This window comes from Janthinobacterium sp. NFX145 (genome assembly GCF_049810325.1).
Taxonomy (GTDB): Bacteria; Pseudomonadota; Gammaproteobacteria; order Burkholderiales; family Burkholderiaceae_D; genus Janthinobacterium; species Janthinobacterium rivuli.
Map to the genome: position 1 here is coordinate 3949681 of NZ_CP187360.1, position 16666 is coordinate 3966346.

A 16666-nucleotide genomic window follows, 5' to 3' on the forward strand; every position below is an offset into this window, starting at 1 on the left:
ACTATCGGTAAGCGGGATTCCAGCGCAGGCAGTGGCGTTCCAGCCGGCGCGAGAACAGATCGGCCAGCTTGCCCAGCAAGGCGTACAGCAAAATCCCCACCAGCACCACGTCCGTTTGCAGGAATTCGCGGGCATTCATGGTCATGTAGCCGATGCCGGCCTGCGCCGAGATGGTTTCGGCGACGATCAGCAGCACCCACACGAGGCCCAGCGAAAAGCGCACGCCGACCAGAATGGACGGCATGGCGGCCGGCAGGATCACGTCGCGGTACAAGGGCCAGCCGGACAAGCCATAGCTTTTCGCCATTTCGATCAAGCCCTGATCGGCCGAGCGGATGCCGTGGAAGGTGTTCAGGTAGACGGGAAAGAAGACGCCGACGGCCAGCAGGAACAGCTTGGCCGTTTCATCGATGCCGAACCACAGGATCACCAGCGGGATCAGGGCCAGCGCGGGGATGTTGCGCACCATTTGCAGGGTCGTGTCGAGCAGGGTTTCCGCGTGGCGGAAGCTGCCCGTCAATAAGCCCAGCAGCAAGCCCAGTCCCGCGCCGATAACGAAACCGACCGTGGCGCGCCACAAGCTCGTTTTCAGGTGCAGCCACAGTTCGCCCGACACGGCCAGGTGCCAGAAGGCTTTCGCCACGGCCCACGGCTCGGGCAGGATGCGGCTTGACAGCCAGCCCCACTGCGCCGCCAATTGCCAGGCCAGCAGCAGCGCCACGGGCAAGGCCCATGGCGCCAGCGAATCACGCCACGGCTCGGCGCCTGCCCGTCGTATGGAGCCGGCCGCCATCTCAGGCCGCCTTTTTCTGTGGCGCAGCAGGCACGATATTGCTGGCCATGACTTCGCCGAAGGGGCCGCTCAAGGACTGCTCACCCACGGCCTTGCCCTTGCCCAGTAGCGGAAATACCAGTTCGGCAAAGCGGTACGATTCTTCCAGGTGCGGGTAGCCCGAGAAAATGAAGGTGTCGATACCCAGGTCGGCATACTCCTGCATGCGCGCCACCACGGTCGGGCCGTCGCCGACGAGGGCCGTGCCCGCGCCGCCGCGCACCAGGCCCACGCCGGCCCACAGGTTGGGCGACACTTCGAGCTTGTCGCGCCGTCCGCCATGCAGGGCCGCCATGCGCTGCTGGCCCACGGAATCCATCTTGCCGAAGGCCGCCTGTGCCTTGGCGATGATGTCGTCGTCCAGATGGCTGATCAGTTCATCGGCCGCGCGCCAGGCCGCCTCGTTCGTTTCGCGCACGATCACGTGCAATCGGATGCCAAACCGCACTGTGCGGCCTTTTTTTGCCGCGCGCGCGCGGATGTCGGCAATCTTTTCCGCGACGGCGGCCGGCGGCTCGCCCCACGTCAGGTACACGTCCATCTGCTCGGCCGCCAGTTCATGCGCGGGCTCGGACGAGCCGCCGAAATACAGCGGCGGATATGGTTTCTGCACGGGCGGATACAGGGTTTTCGCGCCTTTGACCTGGATATGCTTGCCCTCGAAATCGTAGCCGGCCGCGCCGCCCTCGCCCGCCAAGGTGGCGCGCCACACCTTGATGAATTCATCGGAGATTTCATAGCGCTTGGCGTGGTCGGCAAACAGACCGTCCGCCTCCAGCTCGCCCTGGTCGCCGCCCGTGACGACGTTGATCAACAGGCGCCCGTTCGACAGGCGGTCGAACGTGGACGCCATGCGCACGGCCAGGCCGGGCGTGGACAGGCCGGGGCGGATGGCGACGAGGAATTTGAGCTTTTGCGTCACGCTGATCAGCGACGAGGCCACCACCCATGCATCTTCGCAGGAGCGGCCCGTCGGCAGCAGCACGCCGTCGTAGCCGAGCGTGTCGGCGGCCACGGCCACCTGGCGCAAATAATCGGCATCGACGGGACGCGCGCCCTGCGACGTGCCCAGGTAACGGCTGTCGCCGTGCGTAGGAATGAACCAGAATATATTCAATGACATGGTGTTTTCTATCTCTCTTTGTTTATTTGATGGCGACTTGCTTGACGGGCAACAGCGCGTCCTTGACAACGATCGGTTTCGGAATCAGCTTCAGGCTGGAAAACGCGTCCGCCACCCTTTGCTGCGACGCGATGACGTCGACCGACACGGGTTTGACGCCATACGCATAGCGCGAGGCGGCCAGCGCCACCACATCCTTGCCCAGCCCCGTCTGTGCCGACAGGATCGTCGCCACTTCTTCCGGGTTGTTGCGGCCCCAGTCGTCGACCTTGGCCACTTCATCGAGCACGATGCGCAGGATCTCGGGATGCTTTTCCGCATACGTGCGCGAGGCCAGATAAAACTGGTAGTTCGCCACCAGGCCCTTGCCATCGGCCAGCACGCGGGCGCCCAGTTGCTTCTCGGCGGCCGCCAGGAACGGGTCCCAGATGGCCCACGCATCCACGCTGCCCCGTTCAAAAGCGGCGCGCGCATCGGCCGGCGGCAGGAACACGGGCTGGATGTCGGCGTACGCGACGCCGGCCTTTTCCAGCGCTTTCAATAACAGGTAGTGCACGTTCGAGCCCTTGTTCAGGGCGATTTTCTTGCCCTTCAAGTCGGCCAGGGTGCGCAGGCCGGAACCCTTGGGCACGACGATGGCTTCGCTGGCCGGCGACGCCGGCTCATTGCCGACGTAGACCAGGTTGGCGCCGGCCGCCTGGGCAAAGATCGGCGGCGCCTCGCCCACGGTGCCGAAATCGATGCTACCCACGTTCAAGCCTTCCAGCAGCACGGGGCCGGCCGGGAACTCCGTCCATTTCACGCCCACGCCCTGTTCGGCCAGGCGTTTTTCCAGCGTGCCGCGCCCCTTCAACAAGGTCAGGGTGCCGTATTTCTGGTAGCCGATACGCACCTGCACCTGCACCTGGACCTCCCCTTTGGCCTGCGCCTGCGCCGCGATCGGCATGCCGGCCGCCATCACGCCGGCGGCGGCGGCAAACAGCAGGCCCAAAGTGGTACGGCGCGAAAGGCGTTGTGCGTGGCGGTGTGTCATGGCGGTTCCTTGGTCGGTAAATAATCAGGCGGCTTGATATTGCGGAGCGTAAGGCTGGTCTTGCAGCGTACGCACGGGGTGCGAGACCTCGGCTGGCGCGGTCGGACGGCGGCCCTGCAGCACGAACAGGCCGGTGGAGAGTTCCTCGATGCCGGCCTGCACGCGGTCGGCAATCGGCGCATCCAGGCTCAGGCCCCTTTCTTCGTGCCACGCCAGCTGCTGCGCATTGGCATAAATGCTGGTGAAGACTTGCTTGGCGCCCAGCGCATGCAGCACGGGACGCAGCGCATAGTCGAGCGCCAGGGTGTGGGCATGGCCGCCGCCCGTGGCCAGCGGCAGCACCAGCTTGCCGGCCAGGCCATCTTGCGGCAGCAAGTCGAGGAAGGCTTTCAGCAGCCCGGTATAGGAGGCCTTGTAGATGGGCGTGGCGATCACGATGGCGTCGGCATCGGCCACGGCGCGCACGGCGCGGGCAATCGCCGCGTCGTCGTAGTCGGCCAGCAGCAAGGCGCGCGCCGGCAAGTCGCGCACATGCAGCTTGGCGTAGCTGTGGCCCTGCAGCGCCAGCTGTTCGCCGATATGCAGCAGCAGGCGGCTGGAACTCGATGGGAGTTGCGGGCTACCGCCCAATAACAAAATGCTCATGTGATGCCCGTCCCTGTACGTTGTCGGATTGGAGTTGCTCGGATGCTTGCAGCCTATCGCCATCAGCAGCCGTGTAAAACGAATGCTTTCGCGCTTCGATATGCGTTTTTTGACTATCCGGGCCTGACGCCCGGCAAGCGAAGTCGCCGCTCCTTGCACGGCTTTTTTCGCATATCCATGCGCGGTTTTCTTCGTGTACGGCGCGTGCCTGAAGGTGCAATATCGGCGTCATCGTCTTTCTGGAATGTCACTCATGTCTAGCGTTTTTCTCCATGCCGCCCGTCCCCAGCCGCCTGTACCGGAACCCCTGCAGGACGCCATCAACATCGCAACAAAGCTGGCCGCTCGCTTGGCTGAAACGGCCAATGCCCGCGACCAGGCCGGCGGCCATGCGGCGCAGGAACGCGAATGGCTGCGCGAGTCGGGCTTGCTGACCCTGTCGATCCCCGTGGAATTCGGCGGCCAGGGCGCATCGTGGCCCCTCGTGTACCAGGTGATCCGCATCCTGGCGCGGGCCGACAGCGCGCTGGCGCATGTCTTCGGCTTCCACCATTTGCAGCTGGCCGGCCTGCAGCTGTATGGCAGCGCGCAGCAACAGCGCCGCCTGCTCACCCTGACCGTTGACGAGCGCCTGTTCTGGGGCAATGCCTTGAACCCGCTCGACAAACGGGTCACGGCTACCGACAGCGACGACGGCTATATCCTCGACGGCATCAAGAGCTTTTCCTCCGGCTCGGTCGGTTCCGACTGGCTGACCGTCTCCGCCTGGCACGCGCCCACGCAAACGGCGCTGATTGCCGCCCTGCCCACGCGCCAGGATGGCGTGACCGTGCAGGCGGACTGGGACGCCTTCGGCCAGCGCCAGACGGACAGCGGCAACGTGCATTTCCAAAGTGTCGCCCTGCCGCGCGAGCTGGTGCTGCAGGCGCCCGCGCAGGCCGCCACGCCGCAAGCGACCGTGCGCTCGCAGATCGCGCAGCTGATCATGGCCAACCTGTACCTGGGCATCGCCGAAGGCGCGTTCGAGGCGGCGCGCCAGTACACGGACGAACAGGCAAAAGCCTGGTTTGCCTCGGGCGTGGACAAGGCAACGGACGACCCATTGGTGCAGCACCGCTACGGCCAGCTGTGGCTCTTGCTGCGCCCCGCGCAGGTGCTGGCCGACGCGGCGGCGCAGGAACTGGAAAAGGTGTTCCGCAAGGGCGCGCTGGTGACGGCGCGCGAACGTGGCTTGCTGGCAGTGGCCGTGGCCGAAGCCAAGTGCCTGGCGCACAAGGCGGGGCTGGACATCAGCAGCCAGATGTTCGAACTGACGGGTGCCCGTTCCACCTCGGCCCAGTATGGATACGACCGCTACTGGCGCAACGTGCGCGTGCATACGCTGCACGACCCCATCGACTACAAGCTGCGCGACCTGGGACGCTTTGCCTTGAATGGCACGGTGCCCGAGCCGACGGCGTATTCCTGACTCACCCACCAAGGAGCTACCATGACCATCGCCCGCCGCAGCATCCTCCTCACCGCCCTGTCACTCGCCCTGGCCGGCGGCTTCGCCCACGCCAAGGATCCGAAAGACATCACCATCGGCACCAGCGCGGGGCCGTACGCGGACCAGATCAAGCTGGGCATCAAGCCTATCCTGGAAAAGCAGGGCTACAAGGTCAAGCTGGTGGAATTCAATGACTACATCCAGCCGAACTTCGCGCTGGCCGAAGGTTCGCTGGACGCCAACGTCTTCCAGCACATCGTCTACCTGAAGAAATTCGCGCTGGAGCACAAGCTGGCCCTGACGGACCTGATCACGATCCCCACGGCGCCGATTGCCATCTATAGCAAGAAGCACAAGACCCTGGACGATGTGAAGGAAGGCACGACGGTGGGCTTGCCGAACGATCCGACCAACCAGGCGCGCGCGCTGGTGCTGCTCGACCAGCTGGGATGGATCAAGCTGCGCGCCAGCTTCGACCCCGTGCGCGCGTCGGAAAAGGATATCGCCGTCAACACGAAGAAAATCAGGCTGCTGCCGCTGGAAGCGGCGCAGCTGCCACGTTCGCTGGGCGACACCGACTACTCCTTCATCAACGGCAATTACGCGCTGGCGTCGGGGCTGAAGCTGACGGAGGCGCTGGTGGCCGAGAAAATCTCGCCCAACTACATCAACCTGGTGGCCATCCGCACGGCGGACAAGGACAAGCAGTTCGCCAAGGATCTGGCGGCCGCCTACCGCTCGCGCGAATTCCTCGACATCACGAATAAACACTTTGCCGGCTATTCGAAACCCGACTACCAGCAAGCCTTGCAGACGGCGGCAAAATAAGCCATGGCAAAGACGATACGCTTCAACGCCTTCCAGATGAACACTGTGGGCCACCAGTCGCCGGGCCTGTGGACGCATGCGCGCGACCGCAGCCACCGTTACACGGATCCCGCGCACTGGACGGAACTGGCGCAGCTGCTGGAAGCGGGCCTGTTCGACGCGGTGTTCCTGGCCGACGTGCTGGGCGTGTATGACGTGTACCGGGACAGTCTCGACGCGGCCCTGGAACACGGCGTGCAGGTGCCGCTGAACGACCCGCTGGCCCTCGTGCCCATCATGGCGCAAGCGACCACGCACCTGGGTTTCGGCGTCACCTGCGCCCTCACCTACGAACATCCGTACACGTTCGCGCGGCGCATCTCCACGCTCGACCACCTGACGGGTGGGCGCATCGGCTGGAATATCGTCACCGGCTACCTCGATAGCGCGGCGCGCAACCTGGGCCTGCAACAGCAGCTGGGCCACGACGAACGCTATGACCTGGCCGACGAATACCTCGACGTCGTCTACAAGCTGTGGGAAAAAAGCTGGGACGACGACGCCGTCGTCAACGACAAGGCGCGCGGCATCTACGCCGATCCCGCCAGAATCCATCCGATCAACCATGCCGGGCGCCACTACCAGGTGCCCGGCATCCATTTGTGCGAGCCGTCGCCCCAGCGCACGCCGCTGCTGTACCAGGCGGGCACCTCGCCGCGCGGCACGCGCTTCGCGGCGCGCCACGCGGAAGCCACCTTTGTCAGTGGCCCCAGCAAGACGGTGGTGAAACGCTATGCGGACGACTTGCGCGCCGCCGTGCGGCAAAGCGGGCGCGATGGCGACGCGCTGCTGATCTACGCGCAGGCGCTGGTCATCACGGGCGCTACCGAGGAAGAAGCGCGCGCCAAGCATGCCGACTACCTGCGCCATGTGAATATCGAGGCGGCGCTGGTGCTGCTGTCCGGCTGGACGGGCGTCGATTTCAGCCGCTACCCGCTCGACGCCACCATCGACTACATCGATTCCCCGGCCGGCCGCTCGGCGCTGGCCTCGTTCAGCCAGGCCGACCCGGACCGCACGTGGACGGTACGCGAAGCGGCCGAATACATCGGCCTGGGCGGACGCGGCCCGGTACTGGTGGGCGATGCGCGCCAGGTGGCCGACCAGCTGGAAAGCTGGCTCGATGAAACGGGTATCGACGGTTTCAATCTCGCCTTCGCCGTGGCCCACGACAGCATGGCCGACGTGGTGACCCACATCGTGCCGGAACTGCAGCGGCGCGGCCGCTACCGCACCCATTACGAAGATGGCAGCTTGCGCCACAAGGTCTTCGGCCAAGGCCCGCGCCTGCCTGCCGGTCATGCGGGTCGGCAGGTCAGCATCGCACCAGCCAGCGCCATCCTGGTTGCGGCCTGAAAACCCGCTTCGCCGGCAGCTATCCATGCAAGGATGCGTTTGCGTCCAGCTCCGTTCCATGTCAGCATACGCCACCTTGGCAACACGGATAAGGAACGCAATGCCCCCCACTCTTACACGCGCGCTGGCACTGGTGCTGCTGGCAGGCCATGCTTCCCTGGCATGGGCGCAGGCGCCAGTCACGGCGCCGACGCCGGGCTGCGACGTCTGCGCCACCTGGAACGCGGACCAGACACCGTTCCGCATCTTCGGCAATACCTATTATGTGGGCGTGAAAGGCCTCAGTTCCGTGCTGGTGACGTCGCCGCAGGGCCACGCGCTGATCGACGGTGGCTTGCCGGAATCGGCGCCCAAGATCGTCGACAATATCGCCACCCTGGGTTTTCGCATCGAGGACGTCAAGCTGATACTCAATTCGCATGGCCATATCGACCATGCGGGCGGCCTGGCCGAACTGCAGCGGCGCAGCAATGCGCTGGTGGCCGCCAGCCCGTCGGCCGCGCTGGACCTGGCGTCGGGCGAAGTGGGCCCGGACGACCCGCAATACCACGCGCTGCCCAAGTACCCGCCCGTCAAGGACATGCGCCTGGCGCGCGACGGCGGCCAGTTCAACGTCGGCCCCGTCAACCTGACGGCGCATGCCACGCCGGGGCACACGCCCGGAGGCCTGAGCTGGACGTGGCAATCGTGCGACGGTCCCCGCTGCCTGAACATGGTCTACGCGGACAGTGTCAACGCCGTCTCGCGTCCAGGCTTCAAGTTCAGCGCCAGCAGCGAGTATCCGAACGCGGTGGCGGACTTGCGCCACAGCTTCGAGACCCTGGAAAAACTGCCTTGCGACGTGCTGATCTCGGCCCACCCGGAGGCGTCGCAATTATGGGAGCGTCTGGAGGCCAGCGCCACGGTCGGCAGCGAGGCGTTCATCGACCCGCAGGCTTGCCGCGCCTACGTGGCGGCGGCGCGCAACGTGCTCGAGGCGCGCCTGGAGCAGGAGCGGTAGGCCTGTCAACCGTGCACGCTGGCGTGGCGCCAATCTGCTACGCTGGCGCCATTCATTTAAAGAAGGATTGCCATGTTTAAACTCGCCAGACTGATTCCCCTCGCCGCCATCGTCGCCATCACGGCCGGCTGCGCGCAAACGCCCGTACGCAGCGACGCAGCCGCCGCCGCCGCGCCAGGCGCCACATCGCCCGCCAAGCCGGCGCCGAAGCTGACGGGCACGCAGTGGAAGCTGAAGGAATTGAAGGGCAAGCAAGTGGTGCGCAAGGCGCCCGAACAGCGCGAAGTGACCCTGCAGCTGGCTGATGGCCGTGCCAGCGGCAACAGCGGCTGCAACCAGATGATGGGCGGCTACACCAGCGATGGCGTCAGCACCTTGAACTTTGGACAGATGGCCGGCACCATGATGATGTGCCAGCCGCAGGACATGGACCTCGAGCGCCTGCTCTTGAGCACCCTGGGCGAAGTCAATGGCTACCGCTACGCCGACCAGGAATTGCTGCTGCTGAAAGATGGCGTGCCCGTGGCACGGTATGAAGTGCTGACGGTGAAGTAAACCCAACCGCAAATACCGGGGTCGTACCCTGAGGGTACGACCCCAGTTTCTGCGCTGGGGTTCGTTTTCCCTTCCATTCTTCTCAATCGTTGCGCATCTGCGCCTGCGATACATTGCTATTCGCCGGCACGCTCTGCGTCAGCCACACATTCCCCCCGATAGTCGATCCCGCGCCGATGGTGATGCGCCCCAGCACGGTTGCGCCCGCGTAGATGACCACGTCGTCCTCGACGATGGGGTGGCGCGGCGTGCCCTTGATCAGCGCACCGCTTGCGTCAGCCGGGAAGCGCTTCGCGCCCAATGTCACGGCCTGGTACAGGCGCACGCGCTGGCCGATGATGGCCGTCTCGCCGATCACCACGCCCGTGCCATGGTCGATGAAGAAGGACGCGCCGATGTGCGCGCCCGGATGGATGTCGATGCCCGTCAGGGTATGCGCGATGTCGGCGATCAGGCGCGCCAGGAACGGCGCACCCAGCGCATGCAGGCGGTGTGCCAGGCGGTGGTACAGGATGGCGATGGTGCCCGGGTAGCACAGCATGATCTCGGCCACCGAGGTGGCGGCCGGGTCGCCCGCATACGCGGCCTGCACGTCCGACACCAGCAGGGCGCGGATGTCGGGCAGGCTGGCGGCAAATGCACGGGTGATGTCGCGCGCCTGCTGCGCCAAGGCCGCATCGTCACTGGCGCCATCCTGCTCCTCGCCGGCAGGCACGGAGAACAGCAAGCCGCGCCGCACCTGTTCGCTGAGGCGGTTCAGGGTGGTGTTGAGGGTATCGCCGACAAAATAATCGATGCTTTCGTCCGTCAGGTTGGGCCGCCCGTAATGCGTGGGGAACAGGGCCGCCGACAAGCCGTTGACGATGGTGGTGAGCGCTTCGCGCGACGGCAATTCACGCACCCTGCCGTTATGGCGGATCTTGTGCTTGTCTTCGCGCGAGCTGCGCAAGGCCTGGATCACGGGCCCCAGGTTCCACTGGGCCGTGTCGTCGGCGGGCGCCGCGGGGTAAATGCTGTGCATGGCGTATCACTTCCAGAAAACGGCGAACAGGCCGGGTCGCCCCAGCTTAAAGGCGGCACATGACAAAGCAAACGAAGAATTCCAAACATCCATATGCAAAAAACGTATATGCCTGACTAAGAGAGGTGGCCGGCAAACCCGATTGCTTCCACTAGCGTAAAATGACGGGCTAACAAAAACACTGTTCAACATGACTAAATTATTAACATGGATTTTGGCGGGCCTGGCGATGGTCGGACCGCTTGCAATTGACACCTATCTGCCGTCTTTCCCCGCCATCGTGCAAGATTTCAATGCCAGCCCCCTGCTGGTGCAGCAGACCCTGAGCTTTTTCCTGTTCACGTTCGCCTTCATGATGCTGTTCTACGGCACCCTGTCCGACTCGTTCGGCCGCCGTCCCGTGATTCTCGTCTCGCTGGTGCTGTATGTGATCGCTTCCGTGGGCGCCGCGCTGGCGCCGTCGCTGGGCTGGCTGCTGGCCTGGCGCGTGCTGCAGGGATTGTCGGCGGGCGCCGGCTCCGTGATCGGCCGCGCCATCGTGCAAGACCGTTATTCGGGCGCCGCCGCGCAAAAAATCCTCTCGCACATCATGATGGTGTTCGCGCTGGCGCCGGCCATCGCGCCCGTGCTGGGCGGCTGGCTGCAGGTGGGCCTGGGCTGGCGCTGGATCTTCTGGTTCCTGACGGCCTTCGGCGTGCTGATGTTCGTCGTCGTCTGGCGCGCGCTGCCGGAGAGCTTGCCGAAGGAGCAGCGCCACGCCTTCCACCTGGGCGACATCGCCGTCAATTACTGGAAAGTGCTGTGCCACCGTCAGTTCCTGCTGCTGTCGACGGCCATCGGCGCCGCCTTTGGCGGCTTCGCCCTGTACATCGGTTCGGCCGCCTACTTCATCATCAACATCCTGCACCTGCCGGAAACGGCATTTGCCTGGCTGTTCATTCCCCTGATCAGCGGCATGGTGTTCGGTTCGGCCCTGTCGGCGAAAATCGCCCACCGCTACAGCCAGCGCCAGATGATCTGGGCCGGCTTCATCCTGATGCTGGTGGCGGCCGCCGCCAACATCGGCTACAACTATGTCTTTGCCGCCGAAGTGCCATGGGCCGTGCTGCCGCTGTTCTTCTACTCGTTCGCCCTGTCGATCGCCATGCCGCCGATGACCCTGATGGCCCTGAACCACTTTCCCAACAACAGCGGCCTGGCGTCGTCGATGCAATCATTCATCCAGATGCTGCTGTTCGCGCTGGTCTCGGGCCTGGTGGCGCCGCTGCTGTTCGACAGCGCCCTGAATCTGGCGTATGGCGTGATGGCGGGGCTGCTGGTAAGTTTGGTTTGCTGGGTGTTTGCGCAGGGTAAAAGCGACGCGTAGGTCGGATTAGCGCGCAAGCGCGTAATCCGACAACATTGTTGGCGGGTGACGTCGGATTACGGTCAAGGTTACGGCCATGGCGCTGGCGTCACATCAACATATTGCGCCCCGCCCTGCTCCGGTTCCGCTTCATTTTGCTGCGCTGGCTGGTTCAACGACCCAGCCGGCGAACGCAAGCTCAATATCTCCTTGCGCGATTCGACAAAGTCGGCGGAACTGAGCGGGTGTTGCTGGTCCGGCCAATGGCTGACGGCCCATTCCTGCAACGCTTCAAAGCGCCGCCACAGTTCGGCGATGAATTCGCGGCGCGCTTCTTCGTGCTGCTCCAACGTCTTGTCGGCGCCTTCCTCAATAGGTACTTGCATGGCTGCTCCCTGGCTGATCAATCGTCCAGCCAGCCTACGCAGCAGCAAACCATACGTCTGTTCGCGAACGAACACAGGACTTATTCAGGCATCTTGCGAAAGCCCACGGCCAGGCGGTTCCAGGTGTTGATGGAGCCGATGGCCAGGGTCACGTTGACCATTTCCGCCGGCGTCAATTGTTCCGCCAGCGCCGCATACACGTCATCCGGTGCCTGACTTTGCGGCAGCAGGGTCAACGCTTCCGTCCAGGCCAGCACGGCCCGCTCGCGCGGCGTGAAGAACGGCGTTTCGCGCCAGACGGACACGGCATACAGGCGGCGCTCCGTTTCGCCGGCCTTGCGCGCGTCGCTCGTGTGCATGTCCACGCAAAAGGCGCAGCCGTTGATTTGCGAGGCGCGCAGGCGGATCAGTTCGAGCAGCGAGTGTTCCACGCCCAGCCTGGCGATCGCCGCTTCCAGCGCGTACATGGCCTTGACGGCGTCCGGCGAAGCTTGTGTGAAGTCGAGTCGTTGCTGTGTCATGATGGCATTCCTTGTAAAGTAGAGATGCATCATTGTAAAAGCGCAGGCAGTACGCGCGGCAGGCCAATCCCCCCGAAAACCGGCAGACCACCAGCAGACACACCATGGAATTACATATCCTGATCGACGGCACGCGCGACCTGGGCGGCCAGCTGTACCGCCAGCTCAGCGAGGCCATCCGCTCGGGCCGGCTGACGGACGGCCAGCAATTGCCGCCATCGCGCCTGCTGGCCAGCCAGCTGGGCCTGTCGCGCAAGACGGTATCCGACGTGTATGACAGGCTCGGTTATGAAAAGCTGCTGGTCGGCAAAGTGGGCGTGGGCAGCTTCGTGCAGACGCCGCACGCCTCGCCGCAGCGCCGCCACGCCAGCACGCCGCTGGCCAGCGCGCAGCGCATCGCCCGCTGGGAAGCGACGCCCACGCCCCTGCGCCGCGCCAGCCAGGAAACGCCGGCGCGCTACGCCTTCATCGGCGGACGCGCCACGCCCGCGCACTTCCCGCAGGATGAATGGCGCGCCTGCATGCTGCACGCGCTGCGCCAGGGTGGCCAGGCGCGCGGCCGTTATGGCCCTGTCGCCGGTTTGCCGGCCTTGCGCGCGGCGATTGCCGGCCATGCCGCCTTCAGCCGCGGCATCCATTGCACCGAGGAACAAGTGCTCGTCACCAGCGGCGCGCAGCAAGCCTTGCACCTGCTGGCGCTGACCCTGCTGGAAGCGGGCGACACGGTTGCCGTGGAAGAACCTGGCTACCCGGTGGCGCGCGCCGTGTTCGCCAGCCAGGGCGCCCGAGTGGTGGGCGTCGAAGTGGATGAGGATGGCCTCATCGTCGGGCAAATCCCGGACGGCACGCGGCTGATCTATGTCACGCCCGCGCATCAATTTCCGCTGGGTATGCCGATGAGCATGGCGCGCCGCCATGCCTTGCTGGAGCGGGCGCATCAGCTGGGCGCCATCATCATCGAGGACGATTACGACAGCGCCTTCCGCTACGAAGGTCGGCCCGAGGATTCCCTGCAAAGCATGGACCGCTACGGCATCGTCGCCCACGTGGGCAGCTTTTCGAAAATCATGCTGCCGGAATTGCGGCTCGGCTATGCGGTGCTGCCGCAAGCCATCGTGGCTGCCGTGGAAACGGTGAAATACCTGAGCGATTGCCATACGGCCAGCCTGGGCCAGCATGCGCTGGCCAAGTTCATCGGCGACGGCCATTTGCTGCGCCACATACGCCGCTGCCACGATATTTATGCGGGGCGGCGCGAGCGGCTGCAGCACTGGTTCAACGGTCCGCTGGCGCCGTGGTTCCGACTGGTGCCAGCCAGCGCCGGCTTCCACGTGGCGGCTCTGGCGCAGGCGCCGCTCGATATCGCCGAATTGCTGCGCCGCGCACGCCAGGCCGACGTCAGCCTGTATGCGCTATCGGGCTTTTATCACGGAGAGGCGCGCCATGCCGGCCTGTTCCTCGGCTATGGCGCCATCGACAAACTCGATATCGACACGGCGCTTGCACTCGTGCTGGCGATCCTGCAGGAAATAGCGCCGCTCCCCGTCAACGTGGCTGCCAGCCGGGTTGCCAACGATAGTGCCCCGTGATCGGATAGCTGAACAGAATATTTTCCTCGCGCGCGCCCTCGCCGATGTTGTGGATGATGAGCGGCACGCCGCCCCACGACTGCTTGTCGCTGACGATGCCGATATGCGTGAGGTTGCGCGGCAGGCGCCAGGTGACGATGTCGCCCGCGCGGTAAGCGTTCGCTTCCTTGCTTGGCGGCAGGCTGGTGCCATGGCGGGCAAAGTAGGTGCCCAGGTTCGGCACGCGGCGGTGGTCGATATTGCGGTCCGGCCCCTTCATTTGCCAGCGTCCCTGCTGCTGGTACACCTGCCACGCCTTGCGCATGTCTTCGTGCACCAGCACCTGCAAATCCTGCCCCAGCTGGCGGTAGGCACGCACGACCACATCCGTGCACACGCCCCGCTCGAGCGGCACGTCGCCGCCCGGATAGGCGAGCCGTTCATAGCGCGGATCGTACTGCACGGTCACGCCCACCTGCTTGCGGGCGGCGGCGACGAGGGCTTGCGGGGTGGCAGGGATTGCCGACGCCAGCATGGGCGCCAGGGCAAGCATCAGTGCGGAAAGCAGTTTAATTGGCATCAACGTCAGTGTTCAGATGGAAATGCCAACTTTACCTCAGTGGCAAGGAAAATGGCGGACGCTTAAACGCCGGCCAGCTGCGCCAGGTGGGCGGGGAAATCCACGGCCGGGCCAGCCGCATTGATGGTGTCAAAATAATCATGCCAGCCCGTGGCGGCGATGCCAGCCAGCAAGGTGTCCAGTGCGGCCTCGTCCGGGAAGCGCCAGACGGCATAGAATTGCTGGGCAGCCGCATGCAGCTTGCCGCCATCGATGGCGCCCATGGCCAGCGCTTCGGCGCCCGTGCCGGACAAGGCCGCCATGCCGGCGCCCACCGTGTCGAAATACGCCTGGCGCGCGGCGCCGTCGAGGGCCAGCCAGGCCGGTTTCGGGCTGTACAGTTCTAACAGGTAATGCATGCTTTCTCCTTGGGTAATCAATCGTCAGGCCAGCGAGCGCTGGGCACGCTTGCAGATGCGCTGGGTGGCGGCATTGTCACTTTCCAGCAGCCATTGCGCGCACAGACTGCGCACCCAGTCAGGCTGGCTCTTGGCTGCATCGTTGAGCCAGTTGGCCACGGAATCCTGCACATAAACGGCCGGGTCGGCACGCAAGGCTTGCAGCATGGGCAAGGCCAGCTGCGGCTGCTCTTTTAAGCGGGCGATATGCGCGCACCAGACGCCGCGCGGGCGCAGCGCTTCGCAGGCGAAACGGCGCACTCTTTCCGACGGGTCCGCCGTCCACGGCGCCAGCAAGGCAATCGCCTCGTCAAGCTGCGCCGCCAGATGGGGCCGCAGCGCCAGCCAGGCCCATTCCCGCACGCCGAAGTGGCCATCGTCGGCCAGCGGCCGCATGGCGGCCAGCTGCTGCGGCAAGGTCCAGCCAGCCTGCGCGGCAATGGCAAAGCAGGCCCAGCCTCGTACCGTGTCGGAGGCATGTGCTTGCAGCAGCGCCAGGTCGGTGTTGGCTTCCAACAGCAATTGCGCCGCCAGCGCCATGCGTCTGGTGATGCCGGCTGCGGCCTGCGCGCGCAGTTGCTCCAGGCGGGCGGCGCCGACAGCGGGCACGGCCGCGGCCAGCAGCTGGGCGAAATCGATGGCCAGGCCTTCCGTCAGGGTGGTGCTGGCCACGCTGCCCCCGTTCAGCAGGGCCAGGCGCGCGGGAGCGATGTCGGCGACGCCACGGCTCATGCGGCACCTCGATCCGTCTTGCGCCAGGCTTTTTCCAGCAGCGCGCTCAACAACTGCATCTCCTCGGCCGTGAAATCGGCAAACAGGCTGGCGATCCATTGCGCGTGTTCATCGACCAGGGTCGCGGCGGCCATGTCTCCCTTGGGACTCAGGCGCACCAGCAGCTTGCGCCGGTCGACCTGATCCGCATGGCGCGCCAGGAAACCGTCGCGTTCAAGCCCGTCGAGCAAGCCCGTGATGGTGCCGCGCGTCACGCCTGCCCGTTCGGCCAGTTCATGCGGCGACAGCCCGCCCGGCACGTCGCGCAACAGGGACAGCAAGACAAATTTTCCTTCCGACAAGCCATGCCGGCCCAGGCGCGCGGCGCAATCGCCATCGATGGCGGACGCCAGGCCCAGCACTTCAAAGCACAGGCGCAACTGTCCGATGGAGCGCGTCATGTCGAGACCACTGGCGCGGCGCTGCACATCACCGAGCAAGACCGTGTATTTCTGTTCGAGCTTTATCATATGGCGCAATATAATATGGCGCCATACTAAATGTCAAATGGAAAACCGCGATGGTTTTCCTCTCGCCTCAAAAGCGGGCTTTATCCCTTGCCCAGGCGATGATGGCATTCGCATCGATGGCGCCCGGCTGGCGCGCCACTTCCACGCCCTTGTGGAACAGGGCCAAGGTGGGAATGCTGCGGATATTGAAACGGCTGCCCAGGTCCGGCGACGCTTCCGTATTCACCTTGACGACGCGGAACGCCGGCTCCAGGGTCTTGGCGGCTTGCACATAGAATGGCGCCATGCTGCGGCACGGCCCGCACCACGGCGCCCAGAAGTCGACCAGCACGGGAATGTCGCTGCGTTCGATATGCTTGAGGAAGCGGGCGCTGGCCAGGTCCACGGGCTGGCCCGTAAATAAATCCTTCTGGCACTTGCCGCAAGTGGGCTGCTCAATCAGGCGGGCGGCCGGCAGGCGGTTGACGGCGTCGCAATGGGGGCACACGATGTGCAGGGAGTCTGGCGTGGTCGGGGTCATGGCATTCCTGGAAAGGGTAGCGTACAGTTGCCGGACATTTTACGGCGTATCGTGCAAGGCCGTCGGCACGCTGGCGGCGACTATCTGAATACTCGACTATAGTGTGCCGGAACGGCGCGCGCATTGCCGAGCCAGCCAAGGAAAACA

At 64.9% G+C, this 16666-nt stretch carries 19 protein-coding genes; 7 read left to right on the forward strand and 12 right to left on the reverse strand.

From position 1 onward, the window contains the following. Position 1: 1 nt before the first annotated feature. The 4 genes from ssuC to ssuE are packed head-to-tail and all read right to left on the reverse strand — an operon-like array spanning position 2 to position 3633. A complete protein-coding gene (gene ssuC / locus ACPJXG_RS17600) occupies positions 2 to 793 on the reverse strand; it encodes an aliphatic sulfonate ABC transporter permease SsuC (RefSeq protein ID WP_425251841.1) in 792 nt (263 codons plus the stop codon). Position 794: 1 nt separating this feature from the next. Beyond that, positions 795 to 1955 carry an FMNH2-dependent alkanesulfonate monooxygenase gene (ssuD, locus tag ACPJXG_RS17605; protein WP_035817636.1) on the reverse strand — a complete coding sequence of 387 codons (1161 nt, stop codon included), beginning with the start codon at positions 1953 to 1955 and terminating at the stop codon, positions 795 to 797. A 22-nt stretch (positions 1956 to 1977) separates the two neighbouring features. Continuing rightward, positions 1978 to 2988, reverse strand: coding sequence for a sulfonate ABC transporter substrate-binding protein (locus tag ACPJXG_RS17610; protein WP_425251842.1), 1011 nt, complete (start codon positions 2986 to 2988; stop codon positions 1978 to 1980). 24 nt (positions 2989 to 3012) lie between these two features. Continuing rightward, the gene (gene ssuE, locus ACPJXG_RS17615) at positions 3013 to 3633 is read right to left on the reverse strand and encodes an NADPH-dependent FMN reductase (RefSeq protein WP_425251843.1); all 621 of its coding nucleotides are present in this window, start codon (positions 3631 to 3633) and stop codon (positions 3013 to 3015) included. 253 nt (positions 3634 to 3886) lie between these two features. Here ssuE and ACPJXG_RS17620 point away from each other — a divergent pair, with 253 nt between their 5' ends. The 5 genes from ACPJXG_RS17620 (at position 3887) to ACPJXG_RS17640 (ending at position 8900) form a co-directional block, all read left to right on the forward strand. After that, positions 3887 to 5101 (forward strand): acyl-CoA dehydrogenase family protein, encoded by a 1215-nt coding sequence (locus ACPJXG_RS17620; protein ID WP_425251844.1) that lies wholly within the window; start codon positions 3887 to 3889, stop codon positions 5099 to 5101. Between the two features lie 21 nt (positions 5102 to 5122). Continuing rightward, positions 5123 to 5950 carry a MetQ/NlpA family ABC transporter substrate-binding protein gene (locus tag ACPJXG_RS17625; RefSeq protein WP_425251845.1) on the forward strand — a complete coding sequence of 276 codons (828 nt, stop codon included), beginning with the start codon at positions 5123 to 5125 and terminating at the stop codon, positions 5948 to 5950. Positions 5951 to 5953: 3 nt separating this feature from the next. Then, entirely contained in the window at positions 5954 to 7345 is a 1392-nt protein-coding gene (locus tag ACPJXG_RS17630) for an LLM class flavin-dependent oxidoreductase (protein WP_425251846.1), read from the forward strand. Between the two features lie 100 nt (positions 7346 to 7445). Then, positions 7446 to 8345 (forward strand): subclass B3 metallo-beta-lactamase, encoded by a 900-nt coding sequence (gene bla / locus ACPJXG_RS17635; RefSeq protein ID WP_425251847.1) that lies wholly within the window; start codon positions 7446 to 7448, stop codon positions 8343 to 8345. A gap of 72 nt (positions 8346 to 8417) precedes the next feature. Further along, on the forward strand, positions 8418 to 8900 hold the full coding sequence (locus ACPJXG_RS17640) for an META domain-containing protein (RefSeq protein ID WP_425251848.1): 483 nt from the start codon (positions 8418 to 8420) through the stop codon (positions 8898 to 8900). An 82-nt stretch (positions 8901 to 8982) separates the two neighbouring features. Here ACPJXG_RS17640 and epsC read toward each other — a convergent pair whose 3' ends face one another. Beyond that, positions 8983 to 9921 (reverse strand): serine O-acetyltransferase EpsC, encoded by a 939-nt coding sequence (gene epsC / locus ACPJXG_RS17645; protein ID WP_225240806.1) that lies wholly within the window; start codon positions 9919 to 9921, stop codon positions 8983 to 8985. Between the two features lie 190 nt (positions 9922 to 10111). Between epsC and ACPJXG_RS17650 the strand changes: the two genes are divergently transcribed. Continuing rightward, entirely contained in the window at positions 10112 to 11287 is a 1176-nt protein-coding gene (locus ACPJXG_RS17650) for a multidrug effflux MFS transporter (protein ID WP_099402444.1), read from the forward strand. 68 nt (positions 11288 to 11355) lie between these two features. Here the strand turns inward: ACPJXG_RS17650 and ACPJXG_RS17655 are convergent, their stop codons facing one another. Both ACPJXG_RS17655 and ACPJXG_RS17660 read right to left on the reverse strand, forming a co-directional pair. Then, positions 11356 to 11652 carry a hypothetical protein gene (locus tag ACPJXG_RS17655; RefSeq protein ID WP_425251849.1) on the reverse strand — a complete coding sequence of 99 codons (297 nt, stop codon included), beginning with the start codon at positions 11650 to 11652 and terminating at the stop codon, positions 11356 to 11358. Positions 11653 to 11732: 80 nt separating this feature from the next. After that, a complete protein-coding gene (locus ACPJXG_RS17660; RefSeq protein ID WP_035817618.1) occupies positions 11733 to 12173 on the reverse strand; it encodes a carboxymuconolactone decarboxylase family protein in 441 nt (146 codons plus the stop codon). A 104-nt stretch (positions 12174 to 12277) separates the two neighbouring features. On the opposite strand from ACPJXG_RS17660, the gene ACPJXG_RS17665 reads away from it, so the two are divergent. Further along, a complete protein-coding gene (locus ACPJXG_RS17665; RefSeq protein WP_425251850.1) occupies positions 12278 to 13762 on the forward strand; it encodes a PLP-dependent aminotransferase family protein in 1485 nt (494 codons plus the stop codon). Here ACPJXG_RS17665 and ACPJXG_RS17670 read toward each other — a convergent pair. The 5 genes from ACPJXG_RS17670 to trxC form a co-directional block, all read right to left on the reverse strand. Then, positions 13719 to 14321 (reverse strand): DUF1287 domain-containing protein, encoded by a 603-nt coding sequence (locus ACPJXG_RS17670; protein WP_425254761.1) that lies wholly within the window; start codon positions 14319 to 14321, stop codon positions 13719 to 13721. The genes ACPJXG_RS17665 and ACPJXG_RS17670 overlap by 44 nt on opposite strands. Positions 14322 to 14383: 62 nt before the next feature. After that, positions 14384 to 14719 carry a DUF6616 family protein gene (locus ACPJXG_RS17675; protein ID WP_099402448.1) on the reverse strand — a complete coding sequence of 112 codons (336 nt, stop codon included), beginning with the start codon at positions 14717 to 14719 and terminating at the stop codon, positions 14384 to 14386. A 24-nt stretch (positions 14720 to 14743) separates the two neighbouring features. Further along, the gene (locus tag ACPJXG_RS17680) at positions 14744 to 15490 is read right to left on the reverse strand and encodes a HEAT repeat domain-containing protein (protein WP_425251851.1); all 747 of its coding nucleotides are present in this window, start codon (positions 15488 to 15490) and stop codon (positions 14744 to 14746) included. Next, positions 15487 to 15996 (reverse strand): MarR family winged helix-turn-helix transcriptional regulator, encoded by a 510-nt coding sequence (locus tag ACPJXG_RS17685; protein WP_425254762.1) that lies wholly within the window; start codon positions 15994 to 15996, stop codon positions 15487 to 15489. Before ACPJXG_RS17685 ends, ACPJXG_RS17680 begins: the two co-directional genes overlap by 4 nt. A 70-nt stretch (positions 15997 to 16066) precedes the next feature. Further along, positions 16067 to 16519 (reverse strand): thioredoxin TrxC, encoded by a 453-nt coding sequence (gene trxC / locus ACPJXG_RS17690; protein ID WP_402720912.1) that lies wholly within the window; start codon positions 16517 to 16519, stop codon positions 16067 to 16069. Positions 16520 to 16666 lie beyond the last annotated feature (147 nt).